At 53.9% G+C, this 20846-nt stretch carries 14 protein-coding genes; 9 read left to right on the plus strand and 5 right to left on the minus strand.

From position 1 onward, the window contains the following. The first annotated feature begins 69 nt into the window (after positions 1–69). Complete coding sequence (locus tag D6M16_RS19250) at positions 70–3531, plus strand: PAS domain-containing hybrid sensor histidine kinase/response regulator (RefSeq protein WP_120513544.1); 3462 nt, start codon at positions 70–72, stop codon at positions 3529–3531. A 172-nt stretch (positions 3532–3703) separates the two neighbouring features. Here D6M16_RS19250 and D6M16_RS19255 read toward each other — a convergent pair whose 3' ends face one another. Both D6M16_RS19255 and D6M16_RS19260 read right to left on the minus strand, forming a co-directional pair. Beyond that, positions 3704–5407, minus strand: coding sequence for a sodium:solute symporter family protein (locus tag D6M16_RS19255; protein WP_046222164.1), 1704 nt, complete (start codon positions 5405–5407; stop codon positions 3704–3706). A gap of 14 nt (positions 5408–5421) precedes the next feature. Continuing rightward, positions 5422–5688, minus strand: a complete 267-nt coding sequence (locus D6M16_RS19260) for a DUF4212 domain-containing protein (RefSeq protein ID WP_046222165.1) — start codon at positions 5686–5688, stop codon at positions 5422–5424. 406 nt (positions 5689–6094) lie between these two features. On the opposite strand from D6M16_RS19260, the gene D6M16_RS19265 reads away from it, so the two are divergent. Further along, positions 6095–7837 (plus strand): potassium/proton antiporter, encoded by a 1743-nt coding sequence (locus D6M16_RS19265; RefSeq protein WP_120513545.1) that lies wholly within the window; start codon positions 6095–6097, stop codon positions 7835–7837. A gap of 8 nt (positions 7838–7845) precedes the next feature. Here the strand turns inward: D6M16_RS19265 and D6M16_RS19270 are convergent, their stop codons facing one another. Next, positions 7846–8484, minus strand: coding sequence for a response regulator transcription factor (locus D6M16_RS19270; RefSeq protein WP_120513546.1), 639 nt, complete (start codon positions 8482–8484; stop codon positions 7846–7848). A 137-nt stretch (positions 8485–8621) separates the two neighbouring features. Continuing rightward, positions 8622–10490 (minus strand): protein-disulfide reductase DsbD, encoded by a 1869-nt coding sequence (locus tag D6M16_RS19275; RefSeq protein WP_120513547.1) that lies wholly within the window; start codon positions 10488–10490, stop codon positions 8622–8624. A 367-nt stretch (positions 10491–10857) separates the two neighbouring features. Between D6M16_RS19275 and D6M16_RS19280 the strand changes: the two genes are divergently transcribed. Further along, complete coding sequence (locus D6M16_RS19280; RefSeq protein WP_120513610.1) at positions 10858–11388, plus strand: FxsA family protein; 531 nt, start codon at positions 10858–10860, stop codon at positions 11386–11388. A gap of 47 nt (positions 11389–11435) precedes the next feature. Here the strand turns inward: D6M16_RS19280 and D6M16_RS19285 are convergent, their stop codons facing one another. Then, positions 11436–12827, minus strand: a complete 1392-nt coding sequence (locus tag D6M16_RS19285) for an MATE family efflux transporter (protein ID WP_120513548.1) — start codon at positions 12825–12827, stop codon at positions 11436–11438. Between the two features lie 216 nt (positions 12828–13043). On the opposite strand from D6M16_RS19285, the gene D6M16_RS19290 reads away from it, so the two are divergent. From D6M16_RS19290 to D6M16_RS19315, 6 genes are all read left to right on the plus strand, one after another. Further along, a complete protein-coding gene (locus tag D6M16_RS19290; RefSeq protein WP_046222170.1) occupies positions 13044–13334 on the plus strand; it encodes a co-chaperone GroES in 291 nt (96 codons plus the stop codon). Between the two features lie 41 nt (positions 13335–13375). Continuing rightward, a complete protein-coding gene (groL, locus tag D6M16_RS19295; RefSeq protein ID WP_046222171.1) occupies positions 13376–15016 on the plus strand; it encodes a chaperonin GroEL in 1641 nt (546 codons plus the stop codon). A gap of 259 nt (positions 15017–15275) precedes the next feature. Beyond that, complete coding sequence (locus D6M16_RS19300) at positions 15276–15866, plus strand: hypothetical protein (RefSeq protein WP_120513549.1); 591 nt, start codon at positions 15276–15278, stop codon at positions 15864–15866. A gap of 635 nt (positions 15867–16501) precedes the next feature. Beyond that, entirely contained in the window at positions 16502–17710 is a 1209-nt protein-coding gene (locus D6M16_RS19305; RefSeq protein ID WP_120513550.1) for a hydroxymethylglutaryl-CoA synthase, read from the plus strand. A 64-nt stretch (positions 17711–17774) separates the two neighbouring features. After that, positions 17775–19721, plus strand: coding sequence for an asparagine synthase (glutamine-hydrolyzing) (gene asnB / locus D6M16_RS19310; protein WP_120513551.1), 1947 nt, complete (start codon positions 17775–17777; stop codon positions 19719–19721). After that, a complete protein-coding gene (locus D6M16_RS19315; protein ID WP_120513552.1) occupies positions 19721–20845 on the plus strand; it encodes an FAD-dependent oxidoreductase in 1125 nt (374 codons plus the stop codon). The genes asnB and D6M16_RS19315 overlap by 1 nt, the downstream gene beginning before the upstream one ends. Position 20846: the final 1 nt, after the last annotated feature.

Raw genomic sequence — 20846 nt, forward strand, 5'->3', positions numbered from 1 at the left:
ACCCGGGAGTGAGGTACACTCGGCCCCAGGCACGGGGCCGAATCAGGGAATGTTATTCAGGGAGATCCTATGGAGCAGGGATGGATAGTCGTGCCGGTATCGCTGGCCTATCTTGGGCTATTGTTTTTGATTGCCTGGTACGGCGATAAGCATGTCGGATGGATGTCCCGCTGGCGCCCCTGGATATACAGCCTGTCGATTGCGGTTTACTGTACTTCCTGGACGTTTTACGGCACTGTCGGTCAGGCCAGCCGGGATCTGTGGTCGTTTCTGCCGATATACCTGGCGCCCATTTTGGTCTTCACCTTTGGCTGGCGTATTTTTGCCCGCCTGATCCTGATCGCCAAGCGCGAACATATCACCTCGATTGCCGATTTCATCGCCGCGCGCTATGGCAAATCCCAGGGGCTGGCCGTACTGGTCACCCTGATTGCCGTCGCGGGGATTCTGCCCTATATCGCCCTGCAATTGCGGGGGATCACCATGGGGCTGGCCCAGGTGGCTCCTGATCTGACCCGTAACAGTATGCTCAATGACGGCGATATCGCCTGGCTGGTGACACTGGCGCTGGCCGCTTTTACTGTGTTGTTCGGCACCCGTCACCTGGATACTACGGAACATCATCGCGGCATGATGATGGCGGTGGCGTTCGAATCTTTGATCAAACTGGCGGCTTTTCTGGTGGTGGGGCTGTTTGTCATGCTGCTGTGGTGGGATGTCCCGGCGCTGGAACTGAGCCAGCTGGATATGACTGTTCTGCCGTCCATGGATATCAATGCCGGCAGTTTTATTATCCATACCCTGCTGACCATGACGGCGATTATCTGTCTGCCGCGCCAGTTCCATACCACCGTAGTTGAAAATACCCATGCGCCGGATCTGCATCTGGCACGCAGGGTATTTCCTGTCTATCTGCTGCTGATGGGGATATTTGTGGTGCCACTGGCGCTGGCCGGGAAGGTGCTACTGCCGGGGATCCCAGCGGATACCTATGTGATTAATCTGCCGCTGATGCAAGGTGCGGATACCATTGCCTTGCTGGCTTTTCTGGGCGGCACCTCGGCGGCCAGCGGCATGGTAATTGTCTCGACCATCGCACTGGCGATCATGGCATCCAACGATCTGGTGCTGCCTTTGTTACTGCGCCGGTTGCGGGTCTCGAGCCGTAACCATGCGGCGTTTTCCGGGCTGCTGCTCAATATCCGCCGAGGCCTGATTCTGCTGTTGCTGCTCGCATCCTGGGGCTTCCATGAAGTGCTGGATGAGATTGAGTCCCTGTCGGCAATAGGTTTGCTGTCCTTTGCCGCTATCGCCCAGTTCGCACCGGCTTTGCTGGGGGGGATTTACTGGCGCGAAGGCAACCGTAACGGTGTGTATGCCGGAATGCTGGGGGGCACAGCGCTGTGGGTGATCACTCTGATGAGCCAGACAGGCATGCTGGCCGGCAGTGCCGAGACCAATCTCTTGCTATGGCTGCTGACACCGCCTTCCCTGCCGGTACTGAGCGAGTTAACCACAGTAGACTGGGGCATGCTGATCAGCCTGACCACAAACCTGCTGTTATACGTTCTGGTATCTATGGTGACCCGCTCATCGCTCACCGAGCGCCTGCAGGCCGCCACTTTTGTCGGCGCGCCTATGCCGGAGGCCGATGACGCCCGGCTGTACCAGGCCAGGGTGACAGTGTCTGAACTGGAACTGCTGGCGGCGCGGTTTGTCGGCCGCAAGCGGATGCGGCAGGCTTTTACCCATTTTGCCCAGCAGCACCAGTTTAATTTCCTGCCCCAGCAGCAGGCGCCGGCCAGCCTGATCCGCCATACCGAGCGGGTACTGGCGGGGGTGTTCGGTGCGTCTTCGGCCCGCTTAGTGCTCACCTCTGCCTTGCAGGGGCGCAATATGCAGCTCGAAGAAGTGGCCACCATAGTGGATGAAGCCTCTGAACTGTTTGATTTCAGTCGCGGATTACTGCAGGGCGCGATTGAACACATCAGTCAGGGGATCGCCGTGGTGGATAAACAGCTGCGGCTGGTGGCCTGGAACCAGCGTTATCTGGAACTGTTTTCTTTCCCGCCCGGTTTGATTCAGGTCGGGCGGCCGATTGCTGATGTGATCCGCCATAACGCGCGTCTGGGTTTGTGCGGGCCGGGGGATCCTGAAGTCCATGTCGCCAAGCGGGTAAAGCACCTGCAGCACGGAACGGCGCATACCTCTTCCCGGATCCGGCCTGACGGCCGGGTGATTGAAGTACAGGGCAATCCGATGCCGGGCGGCGGTTTCGTCATGAGCTTTACCGACATCACGGCATTTCGTCAGGCAGAGGAAGCGCTCAAAGAAGCCAATGAAAACCTGGAGGCCAGGGTGCGGCAGAGAACGCAGGAGCTGGAGCAGCTCAACCGCCGGCTGGTCTCAGCCACCCAGCATGCTGAGCAGCAGGCCCGTTCGAAAAGTCGCTTTCTGGCCGCCGTCAGCCATGATTTGATGCAGCCGCTCAATGCGGCTCGTCTGTTTTCCTCGTCTCTGTCTGAAGTGGCCAAGGATGAGGAAACGATTAAGCTGGCGCACCATATTGAGAGCGCGCTGGGAGCTGCTGAGGATCTGATTGGTGATCTGCTCGATGTGTCGCGCCTTGAGGCCGGTAAGCTGCAGGTGAATGTGCATGTGTTCCCGCTCAGCGATGTGTTCAATAACCTCAATGCCGAGTTCAGCGCACTGGCCAGGCAGCAGGGCATCGATTTTTCCGTGGTGGACAGCAAGGCGCTGGTGCATTCGGATCCTAAGCTGCTGCGCCGGGCGCTGCAAAATTTCCTGACCAACGCATTTCGCTATAACCCGGGCGGTAAAGTGCTGCTGGGAGTGCGGCGGGCTGGCAGCCAGCTGCGGATAGAAGTCTGGGATAACGGCCCCGGTATACCTCAAGAGAAGCAGGCCAACATTTTTGATGAATTCACCCGCATTGACCGCGGTCGCGGTGATCATGGTCTCGGCCTCGGGCTGGCCATTGCCAGGGGGATCAGCCGGGTGATGGATCATCCGCTGTCACTGCGCTCCTGGCTGGGCGAAGGAACCGTATTCGCATTGTCAGTGCGTCGTGGACAGGCGATCCATTTGCCGCAAAGCAAACCGGAGGCGGCACCGGAGCAGCCGTTACCCTTGTCCGGGACCCGGGTGCTCTGTGTCGATAACGAGAAAGACATACTGACAGGGATGGACAGTTTGCTGAGCCGCTGGGGCTGCGACATCCGGCTGGCGGAATCTGTGTCGGGCGCGCTGGCCCAGTGTGACGATGGCTGGGTGCCAGATGTTATTTTCAGTGATTATCATCTGACCGAGCTGGAAACCGGTCTGGATGTGCTGATCGAGTGTGAAGCTAAGCTGGGGCAGGTGTTCAAAGGTGTGATCATCAGTGCCGACAGGCTGCCGGAAACGCAGCAGACGATCCGCAGCAAAGGGTTTGCCTTTATCAGCAAGCCGGTGAAGCCGCTGAAACTGCGCTCTTTGCTGAATCAGTACGCGCAGGCAAGGATCAGTTAGCGAAGACGCGCAGGCCCATGCTGCTGTATACGTCACTGCCCCTTTGAAGCGGCGGGGAGAGGGAGACGCAACAGCTGCTCTGCGCGAAAAAAAACGGAGCCATCATGGCTCCGTCAGGGAGTGGGGTTTCCCCCGTTTTTGCTACTGAGTGTTGTTATTCTGTCGGTGTGCTCTAGTGGCTGTGAGCTGCACCAGACCCTTTCGGATAACGGATAGACTCCACCAGCTCCTGCACATCTTCCGGCACTTCTGCGGTGAACTTGTTGACGACAATCGACACCACGAAGTTCACACACATACCCAGGGTACCGATACCTTCAGGGCTGATACCGAACCACCAGTTGTCCGGGGTGCTGGCCGCCGGGTTGATGAACTTGAAGTAAATGATGTAAGCCGCGGTGAACAGGATGCCGCTCAGCATACCGGCGATAGCGCCTTCTTTATTCATCTTCTTATAGAAGATGCCCATGATAATTGCCGGGAAGAAGGACGAGGCTGCCAGTCCGAAGGCGAAGGCGACCACCTGTGCGACAAAGCCCGGCGGGTTAATACCCAGGTATCCCGCACCGATAATCGCCAGTGCCGCACCGATCCGGGCCGCCCTCAGTTCCTGTTTATCCGTCATATTGGGTTTGAAGCCTTTCTTGAGCAGGTCATGCGCCACCGAGGTGGAGATAACCAGCAGCAAACCGGCCGCCGTTGACAGTGCTGCCGCCAGGCCACCTGCCGCCAGCAGGGCAACAACCCAGTTTGGCAGCTTGGCCAGCTCAGGACTTGCCAGCACTATGATGTCACGGTTGATGTTCATCTCGTTACGCTCATCGCCAGAGTAGAACATTTTGCCGTCGCCATTCTTGTCTTCCCAGGCGACCAGGCCGGTTTTCTCCCAGTTGGTGACCCAGGTTGGCGCTTGTTCTGCGGCAACACCCTGCATGTCAGGACCGTTTAAGGTCTCAAACATGTTGATACGGGCAAATGCGGCCACAGCCGGTGCAGTGGTGTACAGAACGGCAATGAACAGCAGTGCCCAGCCGGCAGAAATACGGGCATCTTTTACGCGTGGCACAGTGAAGAAACGGATGATGACGTGCGGCAGACCTGCGGTACCTACCATCAGAGCAGCTGTGATGAAGAACACATCCACCATGCTCTTGGAGCCGTCAATGTAGGAATTGAAGCCCAGTTCAGCACTCAGCCCTTCCAGCTTATCCATCAGATACACATCTGAACCGCTGATGGTTGAGCCGAAACCGATTTGCGGAATCGCCGAACCGGTTACCATGATAGAGGTAAAGATGGCAGGCACCATAAAGGCGAAAATCAGTACGCAGTACTGTGCGACCTGTGTATAGGTTATGCCCTTCATGCCGCCCATCACCGCATAGAAGAACACGATCGCCATACCGATAATGATGCCGACATTAATGTCGACTTCCAGGAAGCGAGCGAATACCACGCCCACACCACGCATTTGTCCTGCTACATAGGTGAAAGAAACAAAGATGGCACAGAACACTGCGACCATACGGGCAGTGCGTGAGTAGTAACGGTCGCCGATAAAGTCCGGCACGGTAAACTTGCCGAATTTACGCAGGTAAGGAGCAAGGCACAGCGCCAGCAGAACATAGCCGCCGGTCCAGCCCATCAGGTACACACCGCCGTCATAGCCGGCGAACGAAATAATACCTGCCATAGAAATGAAGGATGCGGCAGACATCCAGTCAGCAGCGGTCGCCATGCCGTTAGCGACAGGGTGGACACCACCGCCGGCGACGTAGAACTCGCTGGTTGACCCTGCGCGGGACCAGATAGCAATCCCGATGTAGAGTGCGAAAGACAGACCTACCAGTATGAAGGTCCAGGTTTGAATATCCATGAGTGACTACTCCCTTAATCCTCGTGAACGTTGAATTTGCGGTCCAGCGCATTCATCTTGTAGACATAGACAAAAATCAGTGCAACAAAGATGTAAATGGAACCTTGCTGTGAAAACCAGAAGCCCAGCTTAAAGCCGCCCAGCTGAAACTGATTCAGGGCATCCACAAACAAAACACCTGCCCCGTATGACACGAGGAACCAGATGGCAAGCAAAGAACCCATAATGGTCAGGTTCTCCTTCCAATAGGCTTGCGCTTGCTCCTTGGATTCAAACGCCATGGTTATCTCCTTACTATGGTCAGTCATTTTCAGTTAAAAAAATGTTACGTGATGACAATAGCAAGCTTATTGAAGACGCACAGTGCAACTTTAGTCGGGCAAAAAACCATCAAATGTCAGCTAAATTTAGAAAGTTAGTGATATGACTCAAGAAAAAGGGGATGTTAAATTGCTGTTAAGTTAGCCAAAAGTATAAGGCGGGCCGCAGAGAAAAAATCAGGCTAAGGCGAGGGTGTCATTTCGAATATTAACGGGCGAAACAGGGCTGGGTAAGCGTGAAACACTGGCCATGCCGGAAAATTGTTTACATATAGTTTTCTCAATGTCGCTGTATATTAGGGCAAAATACAGGAGCAGCCTGCTTTCTCAGCCGGTTGCTGAATCAATAATAATTTTTGGAGGATGAGTGGACGCGATTACCATAAACGGTTTTTTTCTGGTTGGTGCTTTGCTGATTGCGTTAAGTGTTCTCCTGAGCCCGGTATCATCCAAGTTAGGGATTCCGATTCTGCTGGTGTTTCTGATCGTCGGCATGATGGCCGGTGAAGACGGCCCGGGCGGTATCTTGTTTGATGATTATTCCGTGGCTTATCTGGTCAGTAACCTGGCACTGGCCATTATTTTGCTTGATGGTGGCATGCGGACCCGGGTGGCCAGTTTTCGGGTCGCCTTATGGCCTTCCGTGGCGCTGGCTACTGTCGGGGTGGCGATTACCACAGTGCTGACCGGGCTGATGGCGATCTGGCTGTTTGATCTTGAACCCTTGCAGGGCATTCTGATTGGGGCGATTGTCGGCTCGACCGATGCCGCCGCGGTATTCTCCCTGCTTAAAGGACGCAGCCTGAATGAGCGGGTAGGTTCGACCCTGGAGATTGAGTCGGGTACCAATGATCCTATGGCGGTGTTTCTGACCGTCACTCTGATTGCAGTACTCAGCAGCCAGGGGACTGAGTTCAGCGCCGGTTTTCTGGCCCTGAGTTTCGTCAAGCAGTTTGGCATCGGCGCTATCGCCGGGTTGGCGGGCGGCTGGCTGTTGTGGCGCCTGATTAATCGTAATCAGCTGCCGGAAGGTTTGTATTCGATCCTGGCGGTCAGCGGCGGATTGATGATCTTTGCCATTTCAAATGCCCTCGGCGGCAGCGGTATTTTATCCATTTATCTGGTGGGGTTGCTGCTGGGTAATCGCCCGACGCGCTGCCGTCATTCTATTCTCAACGTGCTGGACGGCATGACCTGGCTCAGCCAGATCTGTATGTTCCTGGTGTTAGGCCTGCTGGTCACGCCGTCGAATCTGATTGCTATTGCGTTACCCGGACTGGCCTTGGCGTTCGGGATGATTGTCTTCGCCCGTCCGATATCGGTCTGGATCAGCCTGCTGCCGTTTCGCAGCTTCACGGCGCGGGAGAAATGGTTCATTTCCTGGGTCGGCCTGCGTGGCGCTGTGCCTATTATTCTGGCGGTCTTTCCTATGATGGCCGGACTGCCCAATGCCCAGTTGTATTTTAATCTGGCTTTTTTCGTGGTCATGGTATCGCTGATCCTGCAGGGGGGCAGCCTGACCAAAGCCATGTCGCTGGCTAAAGTCGAGCTGCCGCCTCGTCCAGAACCTGTGTCCCGCACCGGGGTGGAAGTGTTTCCAACCAGCGAGTGGGAGCTGTTTGTCTATAACATGAAAGCGGATAAGTGGTGTATCGGCGAGCCATTGCGTAACTTGTCACTGCCGCTGGGTACCCGGATTGCAGCAGTGTTCCGCCAGCAGCAATTGCTGCACCCCTCGGGCAGTACCCGGCTGGAAGAGGGAGATACCCTGTGCGTGCTGGCGCAGGAAAAAGATCTGGAAGCCCTGAGCCAGTTGTTCAGCGAAGCCCCCGAGAAAGCCGAGCTGGCGCGTTTCTTTGGTGACTTCTTTCTCGATGCCGACGCCAGGCTGGCTGACGTGGCGATTGCTTATGGTCTGGAATTGGGTGAAGTTAATCCGGCCATGACGCTGAAGGATCTGGTTACTGAGCATCTGGGCACCAATCAGGTACTCGGTGATAACTTTGAATGGAATGGTCTGTACTGGGTGGTGGCGGATATCGCCAACTGGCAGGTGACTAAGGTGGGTTTACGCCTGCCAGAAGACGATCAGGAAACGGGCGATGAGTGAGTACCTACTTACTCATCGCTGAGTTCATTGAGCAGAATCACCGCCTGGGTGCGGTTTTTTACCCCGAGCTTGCGGAAAATGGCCGTCATGTGTGCCTTGATGGTGGCTTCTGAGACGTTGAGCTCGTAGGCTATCTGCTTATTGAGCAGGCCATCGGACAACATGCACAGCACTTTGTACTGCTGCGGCGTCAATGTGGCGATACGGGCCGCCAGCGCATCCAGCTCGGGGTCGTCTTCATCATCACCGATCCCCGGCGGGAAATAGGGTTCGCCGTCGAGCACCTGATTCAGGGCGCTGATCAGCTCTCGCATATCGCTGGATTTGGGAATAAAGCCGAAGGCACCGTGATGACGGACCTGACGGATGACGGAAGCTTCCTCATTGGCAGAGACCACTACCACAGGCAGTTCAGGGTGCTGAGCGCGAAGCTGGATCAGACCGGACATACCATTGGCGCCCGGCATTTTTAAATCCAGCAGCAAGAGATCAACATCCGGCTCTTTATCAAGCAGCTGTAACAGGGTATCGAGAGAATCTGCTTCCAGCAGATTGGCCTTGCTGACCGCCATGTGCACTGACTGAAACAGGGCGTTTCGAAACAGTGGGTGGTCATCGGCAATGACTATAGTGTACTGAGCGTCCATGACATTAAGCTTCTTGTTTTTCCTAACGCTAGCATTGCTGAAATGCCAGATCAATTTGTTCGCCCCCAAGATACGAACTGGATCCGTTCCCGAGTGTATCTTGGGGTGTTTTATGCTGCCAGGGAATATCCCCCGGCTTACTGGCCGATAAGCTGGTTGGCTTTCAGGTGATCGAGAAAGGGCTCTGCTTCAACGAAACCGGTCAGACGGGCTTTCGTGGCCTGTTCGCCGTCGGCATGCCAGAAATCCAGGGTCGGCAGACCCAGTACATTCATCTTTTGCAGCAATTTGATGTCGTCCGGATTGGTGTCGGTGACATCTGCCTGCAACAGGACGAAACGCTGTAATTCTGGTGCCACGCTGGCGTCATGGAACGTGTACTTATCGAACTCTTTACAGGCGACACACCAGTCGGCGTAAAAATCCAGCATCACAGGCTTACCTTCGGCTTTAGCCTGGGCCAGCGCCGTCGTCAGTTCATCCATACTGGCCACACGCTGGAAGCTGATCTGCGGCGTGCTCTGCGGCCCGGCCTGTGGCTGAGTGCCTGTCAGCCCCTGATAGACAGGCAGCAGAGAGCCGAGCAGGCCGATGATGGCAATGACGCCGACCAGACTGCTGCGCCAGGAATGGGCCATGCCCTGTTTCACATGGTACAGCCAGCCGAAGGCGCCCAGCCCGAAGGCGGACCATAAATACGGCATCAGTTGCGCGGGCAGAATACGTTCCAGCAGGAACAGCGGCACAGCCAGCAGCACCAGGCCGAAGAAAATTTTCACGCTTTCCATCCAGGCGCCCGCTTTTGGCAGCAGGCGGTTGCCGAACATGGCGACCAGAACCAGCGGGATGCCCATCCCTATCGCCAGCGCGTACAGAGCGATGGCACCGGTCAGCAGATCACCGCTCTGCGCAACGTAAATCAAGGCGCCGGATAAGGGCGCCGTGGTGCACGGAGAGCAAACCAGCCCGGATATGGCGCCCATGGCAAATACACCGCCGAGCTGGCCGCCTTTTTGCTGGTTGCTGAGCTGGTTCAGCCAGGTCTGTACCCCGGAAGGAAGTTGCAGAGAATAGAGGCCGAACATGGACAGGGCGAGCAGCACAAAGAGCACGCTCAGGCCAATCAGGACATACGGGTGCTGCAGGGCAGCCTGAAACTGCATGCCCGCCGAAGCGACCACTAACCCCAGCAGGGTGTAAGTCAGTGCCATGCCCTGCACATAAGTGAAAGCCAGGGTGAATGTGCGCCCGCTGCTGAGCTGGCCGCGGCCCAGCACGATACCGGTCAGGATCGGGTACATAGGCAGGACGCAGGGAGTAAACGCCAGTCCTATCCCCAGAGCCAGAAACAGCAACGGTGTCCACCATTGCTGTGCCAGGTCGCTGGCCAGCTGATCCTGCTGGCTCAGTGGCGCACTGCTGCCGAGCGCGAGTCCGGCTGAACCGGCGGATGCTGTTGCCGTTGTTGCTGACTGATTGTCAGTACTTACTATCAGGTTGGCCTTTATCGGTTCTTGGCCCGATAAAGTTGCACCAGAGTCAGAGATCACGGCAAACAGCGGCACTTCACGGGTTTCGGGCGGATAGCAGAAACCGGCCTTGGCACAGCCCTGATAGCGAACAGTCAGGGTTGCCTTGTCGTTGGCCTGGGCAATGGGAACAGTGAGCGCCAGAGACTCAGGGTAAATCTGTACCTCGCCGAAAAATTCATCCTTGTAGGGTGTGCCTGCCGGCAATCGGATATCGCCGATGCTGGCCCCGTTTGCCACCACGGAGAACTGATGCTGATACAGGTAGTATCCCGGTTTGACCTGCCAGTCGAGCACCAGTTGATCGTCGCTTTGCGAAAAGTTAAAGGCAAACGCCTGATCAACAGGGACAAAACTGTTCTGACTTGATGAGTCTGTCAGCCCGGGCAGAGAAAATTCGGCCCGCAGCGGCAGGCTGAGTATCAGCAGGCTGAAGACAAATAAACGCGTAATGGGCAAGTGTCGCAGTATAGTCATCGGATTCGGGCTCGTTCAGTCTCGGGTCTCTGGTTTGAAGATGGTGCCTTCATGTCGCCAATATACCCCATATGGGGGCAATGTGTCAGACCCGAGAAATCAGGCTGAGTTTCATTGTCTGTGTTCTCAGGCAATTATAGCTCCCCCTGGCTTGGCTAAGCGCATTAACCGCTGTTGGTTGGAGTGCTTCAGCCGAGGCAGCGGCAATAAATGGAGGCAGAAAGGTGATCCAGCTAAAAGCGTCTGCTGCTATGGTTGAAAATCAGGGCAATCTCGCCATCATAGGCGGCATCTTTACGCTATACGCTGCAGCTCAGCTGCGGACGGTAGTTTCCTGAATAGTCGCTAGTCTGAATAAGGGGTGTTTGTGTTTCCGGTACTTTTGTTTTTATTTATCCTGGTTCCCATCATAGAGATCGCCCTGTTTGTGCAGGTCGGCGGCGTGCTTGGCCTGTGGCCGACACTGTTTCTTGTTCTGCTGACGGCCGTGGTCGGCGCCTCACTGGTTCGCAGTCAGGGCATTGCGACCCTGATGTCGGTGCAGGATCGGCTGAATAAAGGAGAATTGCCCGCTCAGCAAATTGTGGAAGGTGTGATGCTGGCGGTCGCCGGTGTGCTGTTGCTGACACCGGGTTTTATGACAGACGCTATGGGGCTGGTGGTTTTACTGCCCGGACCGCGTGCCGCGCTGGCGAAGTTTTTGATGACGAAAGTGAAAGTGCAGAGCATGCATCAGAGCGGTTTTGGTGGTGGTTTTGGCCCGCAAGGCCCGTTTTCTGGCCGAGAACCGTTCGATCGTGATCAAAACGGTGATGTGTTTGACGGCGAGTATGAACGCAAAGATAAGAAAGAGAAAAAAGACAAATCTGATGAGGATGATCAGAACAGGTTGCACTGACTCTCAGCCTTCAGGGGGTGAATGATCACTGCGATTTGTTATGTCAGCTATCGCAACCGTGAAGGCGATCCTGTTTCATCTTCTTGCCTGGCACTGACATGCTGGCGGTGCAGCCTGCGCGTATAAACTAAGGCCGCCAGGCCGCACAGCACATTGGCCACGGCAATACCGGTAAACAATCCTTCGGTGCCGTTCATTTGCCCGCCAAGCCAGGCGGCTGGCAGCAGCAAACCAAACAGGCGGATAAGATTCCATAATAAAGCCTGAAATGACAGGTGCAGTGCATTGAGCGTATTGATTAATTGCATACAAACAGCCAGTAAGCCATAGCTGGCCGGCACCAGTATCAGATAATGCCACAACTGGTTCTGTACCGCTTGATCCTGGCTGAACATGGCGGAGATCGGCCAGCTTAGCGGCACCATCATCACAAAGACCAGCAATTGGAAGCCCAACGCAAACTTCATCGCTGTAAACAGTGCATCAAAGGCCCGTCTTGGCTGCTCGGCGCCAAAATTCTGCGCCATGAAAGGCATCAGGGCTGAACTCAGGGCAAACATCACCAGCATCAGCAGAGATTCAACCCGCATCGCCGCGCCATAGGCGGCGACCGATGCGGTGCCCTGGGCGGCAAGCAGTGTCATGACCAGCGCGTTGGATAAAGGTGCCAGCGCGTTGGACAGCCCGGCCGGAGTCCCTATGTGCAGTATTTGTCGCCAGTCGGCAAAGATAAGCCTGAGATCCGGTACCGCCAGCAGCTTTTCGCGCACAATCAATATCCGTAACGACCAGATTAACGCCACCGCCCAGCTGACGCCGCTTGAAATAGCCGCGCCGCGTACGCCCAGTTCGGGAAACGGGCCATAGCCAAAAATCAGCAGGGGATCGAGCACGCCGTTGATCACCCCGGCCAGCATCATGATTTTGGCCGGTGATCTGGCATCGCCTGTGGCCCGGATGGCACTGTTACCGGCCATGGGAATGACCAGCAGCGGAATCGCCAGATACCAGATTTCCATATAGTCATGAATAATCGGCAGCAGACTGTCTTCGGCGCCCAGCAGGCGGAACAGCGGATTGATGGTCAGCAGCCCGGCGATGACAGCGACGATCACCAACAGCAGTGCCAGTAATAAGCCATGACTGGAGACTCTGGCCGCAGCCTGGCTGCTGCCGCTGCCCAGCAGACGGCCAACGCAGGCTGACAAACCGACGCCCACCCCCATGGTGATGGAGTTGAGGGCAAAAGTGACCGGGAAGGTGAAACTGACCGCCGCCAGCGCCTGGGTGCCCAGCAGCGAAATGAAGAAAGTATCGACCAGATTAAACATCAGAATAGCGACCATGCCAAACACCATAGGAATGGTCAGACGGCGCAGGACTTCCGGGATAGGATCGGACAGTAAACCGTGTTTATCAGGGCGTACAGTTTGGGTCATAAGGCTCTCTGGTCTGTCTTTGCCAGCACACCCTAATGCAAAGAATGTGATCGGGCAAAAAATCTGGCACAAAAAGTAAAAAAAATTATCGTCAGGACTTGGGTTCCAGAAAAACGACCCAACATGTCTAAGTAACAGTTTTCGCGGTATGGAACAAAACACCGTCCCGCTTTCTAACAACCCATAGATATTACCAAAATCAGGAGAGACGACCCGATGAATATTCGTCCTTTACATGACCGAGTGATCGTTGAGCGCCAGGAAGTTGAATCAAAATCTGCTGGTGGCATCGTTCTGACTGGTTCTGCTGCAGAAAAGTCTACCCGCGGTATCGTACTGGCTGTGGGTAAGGGCCGCATTCTGGAGAATGGTTCTGTGCAGCCATTGGACGTTAAGGTTGGTGACAGCGTGATCTTCGCAGAAGGTTATGCCACCAAGTCCGAGAAGATCGACGGTAAAGAAGTTCTCATCATGTCTGAAAATGACATCTTGGCAATCGTTGAATAATCCATTCACTTTGAATTAAGAATTAAGAAAGGAAGATAAACATGGCTGCTAAAGACGTAAAATTCGGTAACGATGCTCGCGTAAAAATGCTGGAAGGTGTCAACGTTCTGGCCGATGCTGTAAAAGTCACCCTGGGCCCTAAAGGCCGTAACGTTGTGCTGGATAAATCATTCGGTGCGCCGGTTATCACTAAAGATGGCGTTTCTGTTGCCCGTGAAATTGAACTGGAAGACAAATTCCAGAACATGGGTGCGCAAATGGTCAAAGAAGTGGCGTCTCAGGCGAATGACGCAGCGGGCGACGGTACCACAACGGCAACGGTTCTGGCTCAGGCTATCATCACCGAAGGTTTGAAAGCGGTCGCAGCGGGCATGAACCCGATGGATCTGAAGCGCGGTATCGATAAAGCCGTGATCGCTGCAGTTGAAGAACTGAAAGCGCTGTCTTCTCCTTGTGCGGACAGCAAAGCGATTGCGCAGGTTGGTACTATCTCTGCCAACTCTGACTCTACCGTGGGTAACATCATTGCTGAAGCGATGGAAAAAGTAGGCCGTGACGGCGTGATCACGGTTGAAGAAGGTCAGGCTCTGCATGACGAGCTGGACGTGGTTGAAGGTATGCAGTTCGATCGTGGCTACCTGTCTCCTTACTTCATCAACAACCAGGAAGCGGGCAGTGTTGAGCTGGAAAGTCCGTTCATCCTGCTGGTAGACAAGAAAATCTCTAACATCCGTGAACTGCTGCCAACACTGGAAGCGGTAGCGAAAGCCTCTCGTCCTCTGCTGATCATTGCAGAAGATGTGGAAGGTGAAGCACTGGCTACCCTGGTAGTGAACAACATGCGTGGCATTGTGAAAGTGGCGGCGGTTAAAGCGCCAGGCTTCGGTGATCGCCGTAAAGCTATGCTGCAGGACATCGCTGTACTGACTGCCGGTACTGTGATTTCTGAAGAAATCGGCATGGAACTGGATAAAGTGACGCTGGAAGATCTGGGTCAGGCCAAGCGTATCTCTATCACCAAAGAAAATACCACCATCATTGATGGCCACGGTGAAGAAGTGGCGATTCAGGGTCGTGTGACTCAGATCCGTCAGCAAATCGAAGACGCAACTTCTGACTATGACAAAGAGAAACTGCAAGAGCGTGTAGCTAAACTGGCTGGCGGTGTTGCTGTGATCAAAGTTGGTGCAGCGACTGAAGTTGAAATGAAAGAGAAGAAAGACCGCGTTGAAGATGCCCTGCACGCAACCCGTGCTGCGGTTGAAGAAGGCGTGGTTGCCGGTGGTGGTGTTGCCCTGATCCGTGCCGCTTCTAAGCTGGCTGATCTGACTGGCGATAACGAAGAGCAAACTGTCGGTATCCGTGTTGCACTGCGTGCCATGGAAGCGCCTATCCGTCAAATCACCCGTAATGCCGGCGATGAAGAATCTGTCGTGGCGAACGAAGTGAAGCGTGGCGAAGGTAACTACGGTTACAACGCGGCCACTGGCGAGTACGGCGACATGCTGGAAATGGGTATCCTGGATCCAACTAAAGTGACGCGTTCTGCTCTGCAGTTCGCCGCTTCTGTTGCGGGTCTGATGATCACCACCGAAGCCATGGTCACTGAACTGCCTAAAGCTGACGCGCCTGACATGAGCGCGGCAATGGGCGGCATGGGTGGTATGGGCGGCATGATGTAATCAGCCCATCACCTGTTGATGTCTACAAGAACCCGCCGCATGGCGGGTTCTTTGTTTCTGGCTGCCGCTACCTTGTCCTAGCAAGGCGAGCCAGTGCAGACATGGCATGAGTGATAGGTAAGTCGCCAGACTGTAACCATGCTGACTATCAGCACAATTTTATTATTAACCATATTGCATATTTAATATTCAGCCGTAGCTTTGTGTTTTCGCTTGGTTTAAGACTCTGTGTTTTCAACTGTATTTCAGAGGAATCACTATGTTGAAACACACTTTGGCGTTGTTAATGGCTGGCTGTGCTCTTGCTACCACGAACAGCTTTGCTGGTGATGCCGAGCAAAGCTTTATTGATCAATATCATATGGATGCTCAGATCCACCAGATCCCGGGCGATCAGATGCTGTCTGATGAGCGTCTCAGCGACATGTTCCAGGCGCAGTCGAGAAGAATGACCATCTGCCGGGGCGACTTCATACCTGACGGCTATGTCATCACCGGCACCACAGTTAATTTTGATTGTGGCAGCTGGCAGCACAGTGACAATGCCTACATCCTGACTGTCGCGCCAAAGGACGGTTCACGGTTTAACACTTGCGCCGGATACCACAGCCGGGTGTACGACGGTTTTGTGATTATCGCCAACATTTATAATCCGGCCTGTAATTTTGGCTCTGGTAACGCAGTCAACGGCAGCACCCAGGTGTATGCCGATAAGTACAGACCCAGTTTCACTGTGTGTGCCAACTCACCGATTCCTGCCAACTACACCCGCAGCAGGCACCATTTTTCTACAAGTTGCCGGGTCGGCATTGGCATGGCGAATAATGCCTATGTGATCACCCGCCAGTAGCCATTACGGCTCATCTGGTTTTTCAGGCCCGGCCATCTGGTTCGGGCTTTTTTTGATGCCGTATCAGGGCGCTGCCTTGTTATGGGGGGGCCTCGAGTCTGGTTTCTGCTCTGCTTTTTCTTATCTTTCTTATTTTTCTTATCTTTTTTATCTCGCTCATCTTTCTTTTGCTTTTTGGTCGCACGTCATCGCTTGCGGTTTGCTGTACGGGACATTGCAATGAGCCCGCTATATCTCTGTGGGGTATAGTTTTAATTCGGTTTATCAATAAACAAAGCCTGTCTTAATTGTTAATGATTTCATTTTTTAGTTTATTGTTGGTACATTTTTGATGAGTGGTTTGTTAATTTATTTTTCGTCATTTATATTCTCTTTAAATATAGTTTCTATTGGGTGTTTTTAATCTTTTTTCTCGGCATCTTCATTTGATTTCTGTTCTTTTTATGTAGCTAATTTTTATGTGACTTATTGGTTTTAAGTGTTTTTGTTTCTTGATTTGTTTATCTTTTAATTTTTTGGTTAATAGCTTTATATTTTTTTCAATTTTATTTTTACCTGCCTTGTCTATTATGAATTCCAACAAGCAACAAGACATTTATTAGTCACTTTATTTACTTAAATTAAGGAATGTAAAAATGAACAAGGCAATGAAAGTTGGTATTAATCGTATCGAGTTTAGCACTACAGAGAATTATCTTGCGCTGGAGAAACTGGCCGAAGCGCATCAGATCGACCCTGCTAAATACCTTCATGGTATAGGTCAGTCAAAGATGGCGGTGCCGGCACCGGATGAGGACACTATCTCAATTGCTGCCAATGCGGCGCAGGCAGTGCTGAATGCCATGACACCGGAAGAAGTGAACACCATTTCGACGCTCATTTTTGCCACTGAAACGGGTGTTGACCAGTCCAAGTCGGGTGCGGCTTATCTGATGGGCTTGATTGACATTCATCCTAACTGCCGGGCGTTTGAAGTGAAGCAGGCCTGTTACGGCGGCACGGCCGGTCTGCAGATGGCTTGCGACATGGTGCGCGCCCGTCCGGAAGAATCTGTACTGGTTGTGGCCTGCGACATTGCCCGCTACCAGCAAAACACTCCGGGTGAGTGTACACAAGGTGCCGGTGCGGTGGCCATGCTGATTACGGCTGACCCTGACATCATAGAAATTGATGCGGAACGTGGCTGTTACAGTGCCGACATCATGGACTTCTGGCGCCCGAACCAGTTCAAACATGCCCTGGTGGACGGCGAATTATCGAAAGATGCTTACCTCAATGTGATGACAAGCAGTTATCAAGGGTATCTGGCCAACGGCGGTAAGCCACTGGATCAGCTCGAATGGCTCTGCTTCCATCAGCCATTCACTAAGATGGCCAAAAAAGCCTTTGAGCACCTCAGCGCGCAGTATCCCGAGCAGATGGCGGATAAAACCGATGCCGCATACAGCATCAGCCAGCAATACGGACGTGAAATTGGCAATACCTACACTGCCAGCCTCTACATCGGCCTGTTGTCTCTGCTGGATAACGCTGATCAGGATCTGACGGGACAGACAATCGGTTTCTTCAGCTATGGCTCCGGTGCTGTGGGTGAATTCTTCTCTGGCACAGTGAATAAGCATTACCGCAACGCTATCAATACCCTGGAGAACCAGCAAAAGCTGGCTGCGCGAACAGCGCTCAGCTATGACACCTATTGCCAGTATATGTATCAACTGCGCGACTACGATCAGGCCAACATTCGCTATAACCCGACGTCCGGTTCGAACTTCAGGCTGGCTGCGATTCACGACAACAAGCGTGTCTATGAACGTGTGCTTGAGCCAATGAGCAAAGCGGCTTAAGGCCAGATACCGCTACTTTGAATATCAAACCAATATAACCAATTGTTTAATAAGGAAGAGTAACATGTGCGGCTTTGTAACGGTTTATAGTGCGAATCCTCTTAATCAGATCAAACCTGCTCAGATTGAGCAGGGTCTAAAATCTATCATCCACCGTGGTCCCGATGAAGGGCGGGTCTGGCAGTCCAATGACCAGCGAATGATCATGGGCCATACCCGGCTGAGCATTATCGGCCTGGATAACGGCATTCAGCCTATCCACAGTACCGATGGTGCCCTGCACATTGTGGTGAATGGTGAATTTTATGACTTTGAGAAAATCCGCTATGAGCTGACCCGCCAGGGCTGCAAGTTTGTGACCCAGTCGGACAGCGAGATCGCGCTGCACCTGTATCAGCTTTACGGTACCAAAGGGCTGGAAAAACTGCGGGGTGAGTTCTCTCTGGTGCTGTTTGACCAGCGCCAGAACCTGGTGATTGCGATGCGTGACAGAGCCGGGGTGAAACCTTTGTTTGTGGCTGAAGATCAGGGCCGCTATTATTTTGCCTCTGAAATCAAAGCCATTATAGATTCCGGTGTCCGCGCTGTCTGGGATGAGGCGTCCTACAACACCCGCGCGTTTTATCTCAAGAATAATACTCTGTTCCAGAATGTGCAGTCGGTGCCGGCTGGTCACATGATGACCCTGACGCCTTCCGGCGTGACACAGCAGTGTTACTGGGATATTGATTACCCGACTGCGGATACGCTCAATGCCAGTACCCTGTCAGATGCCGATGCCATCCAGCAGGTACACGATGCGATTGAAGAGTCAGTGAAACTGCGTCTGAGAGCGGACGTACCGATTGGGGTATACCTGAGCGGGGGCGTGGATTCCTCGGCCATCCTGGGGATGGCCACTCAGCTGGCGGGCAAACCGTTTGATGCCTATAACCTGTCTTTTGGTGAAATGGAAGATTACGACGAAAACCGTTTTGCCCGCCTGGCGGCGGAAAAGAACGGTGCCCGTTTCCATACTGTGCCTGTGACACAAAAAGATCTGGCCGATAATTTTGAAAAAGCTGTCTGGCACAACGAAACTCCGTTTTTTAATGCCCACGGCGTAGCGAAATATATCCTCAGCGGCATAGTGCAGGATGCCGGTAATAAAGTGGTGCTGACCGGGGAAGGGGCGGACGAAGTCTTTGGCGGTTACCCGCACTTCAAGCGCGACATGGCGCTGTTTAACACTCAGGGCCAGAACCCGGCCGATGTTCAGGCTATCTTACAGAAAATGAAAGGAAATCAGGCGGGCTATACCCAGCAAGGTATGCCGTCGGACGTTGAGTGGCTGACGCAGCAGCTGGGGCACGGCGTATCTTGGCTGGATAATCAGGCGGGCTGGTTCAAAGAGCTGCAGAACGTCTATGCCGACAGCCAGATCGACCGATTTGGTGATGTTGAACCCTACCGTATCTTCTTCAATCAGCTTGATCACCGCAAGCTGGCAGGGATCGACCCGGTACACCGTTCTATGTATCTGTGGGCCAAGTCTTTCCTGCCGAACTTTGTGCTGACCACGCTGGGTGACCGGATGGAAATGGCCCACAGTGTGGAAGGGCGTGTGCCTTTGCTGGACCACCGGGTGATGGAGCTGGCGGCGACCTTGCCTGTGCATCTGAAAGTGCGCGGTAATACCGAAAAATTTGTGTTCCGTGAAGCCATGAAGCCTTACCTGCCTGAAGAACTGTATAAGCGTAAAAAACATTACTTCCGTGCTCCGCCTTCCACACTGATGCAGCAGGGACCGTTATTTGAACTGGTTAATGACACCCTGAACTCGTCCAGCTTGGATGCACTGCCTTTCTTCGACAGCAAGAAAGTACGCCGCCTGCTGGCAGAGATGCCGAAAATGTCCCCTCAGCGTCTGGCCCTGCTCGACCCTATGCTGATGGAGCTGACCAGCCTGTGCATCTTGCAGCGTAAGTTCAACCTGGCATCGACACCGTCTGTGTATAAGGAAGCGGCATAATGAAGATCGGTATTGTTGGCGCAGGATTGAACGGACTGGCCTGCGCGCTGCTGCTGAAAAAGTTCGGTCATGAGGTCACTGTCTTTGAGCGCAGTGAGCAACCGCGAGATTCAGGCACAGGGATCTACGTCTGGCCGCAAGGAGTACAAATCCTGCGCTTCATTCTCAATGACAACAGCTTCCTCAATGAAGGGCAGCCGATAGATTCGCTGGTGACCCTGGATCGCCACGGTAAAGAAGTGCACCGCCAGCTGGTTCAGATGCCGGGGCATGATTTTCCGGCACCGGCTGTGATGTTTGAACGTCAGCGCCTGTTTAATCTGCTGAAACAGGAGCTGGGCCCGGATGACATCCGCTACGGGGCAGCCTGTACCAGGGTGATCAACACCCGCGAAGAGGCAAAGATTGAAATCAACCACGGTGAGTATGCTTCTTTTGATCTGGTTGTCGGCACCGACGGTATCTCATCCAAGGTCAGGGAATATGTCTGCGACAGCCAGCCGCACTACACCGGGGTGATCGCTTCCCGTGGCGTGACCTGCTTTGACTGCGACATTCTGGAAGAGAACGCGTGCCAGATTTTCGCCCATGATCAGGCCCGGCTGGTGACTTACCCGCTCGATAACAGCACCCGCTTCCGTTACTGGTTCGTGGCGTACCAGCACGACCTGAATCAGCCCACTCTGGACAGAAGCGAAATGGCGCAGCGCCTGGAAGGGCTGCCGGCACCGCTGCTGGAGATGATCGAGAACACGCGGGAAGACAACATACTGACTTTGCCGCTCAACGCCATCACACCTGGCCACCAATGGTACAACGGCCGTTGTGTGCTGCTGGGTGACAGTATTCACGGCATGTTACCGACCTTGGGTTACGGGCTGACACTGGGACTGGAAAACTGCTTCATGCTGGCTCAGGCGCTGAACGGCAGCTGTTTTGATGATATCCAGCCGGCCCTCAAGCGCTATCAGACCCGGGTGGCACAGCGTTCCTGTCAGTTAATCGAGGTAATGGAGCAGCTGACAGACTTGTTTTATTTCCAGAAAGAAACCGTGCAAAAACAGCAGCGTCTTGGCGAAGTGATGGGACGCTTCCACGAACTGGCCCGAACAACGGCATTTTAAC

The sequence above is a fragment of the Photobacterium salinisoli genome (assembly GCF_003614885.1).
GTDB lineage: Bacteria > Pseudomonadota > Gammaproteobacteria > Enterobacterales > Vibrionaceae > Photobacterium > Photobacterium salinisoli.

What these genes read in the sequence shown, in the direction of transcription:
- D6M16_RS19290 (WP_046222170.1), top strand. Translation starts at nt 13,044, where the DNA reads ATGAATATTCGTCCTTTACATGACCGAGTGATCGTTGAGCGCCAGGAA.
- groL (WP_046222171.1), top strand. Translation starts at nt 13,376, where the DNA reads ATGGCTGCTAAAGACGTAAAATTCGGTAACGATGCTCGCGTAAAAATG.
- D6M16_RS19250 (WP_120513544.1), top strand. Translation starts at nt 70, where the DNA reads ATGGAGCAGGGATGGATAGTCGTGCCGGTATCGCTGGCCTATCTTGGG.
- asnB (WP_120513551.1), top strand. Translation starts at nt 17,775, where the DNA reads ATGTGCGGCTTTGTAACGGTTTATAGTGCGAATCCTCTTAATCAGATC.
- D6M16_RS19275 (WP_120513547.1), bottom strand. Translation starts at nt 10,490, where the DNA reads ATGACTATACTGCGACACTTGCCCATTACGCGTTTATTTGTCTTCAGC.
- D6M16_RS19305 (WP_120513550.1), top strand. Translation starts at nt 16,502, where the DNA reads ATGAACAAGGCAATGAAAGTTGGTATTAATCGTATCGAGTTTAGCACT.
- D6M16_RS19300 (WP_120513549.1), top strand. Translation starts at nt 15,276, where the DNA reads ATGTTGAAACACACTTTGGCGTTGTTAATGGCTGGCTGTGCTCTTGCT.
- D6M16_RS19270 (WP_120513546.1), bottom strand. Translation starts at nt 8,484, where the DNA reads ATGGACGCTCAGTACACTATAGTCATTGCCGATGACCACCCACTGTTT.
- D6M16_RS19285 (WP_120513548.1), bottom strand. Translation starts at nt 12,827, where the DNA reads ATGACCCAAACTGTACGCCCTGATAAACACGGTTTACTGTCCGATCCT.
- D6M16_RS19255 (WP_046222164.1), bottom strand. Translation starts at nt 5,407, where the DNA reads ATGGATATTCAAACCTGGACCTTCATACTGGTAGGTCTGTCTTTCGCA.
- D6M16_RS19260 (WP_046222165.1), bottom strand. Translation starts at nt 5,688, where the DNA reads ATGGCGTTTGAATCCAAGGAGCAAGCGCAAGCCTATTGGAAGGAGAAC.
- D6M16_RS19315 (WP_120513552.1), top strand. Translation starts at nt 19,721, where the DNA reads ATGAAGATCGGTATTGTTGGCGCAGGATTGAACGGACTGGCCTGCGCG.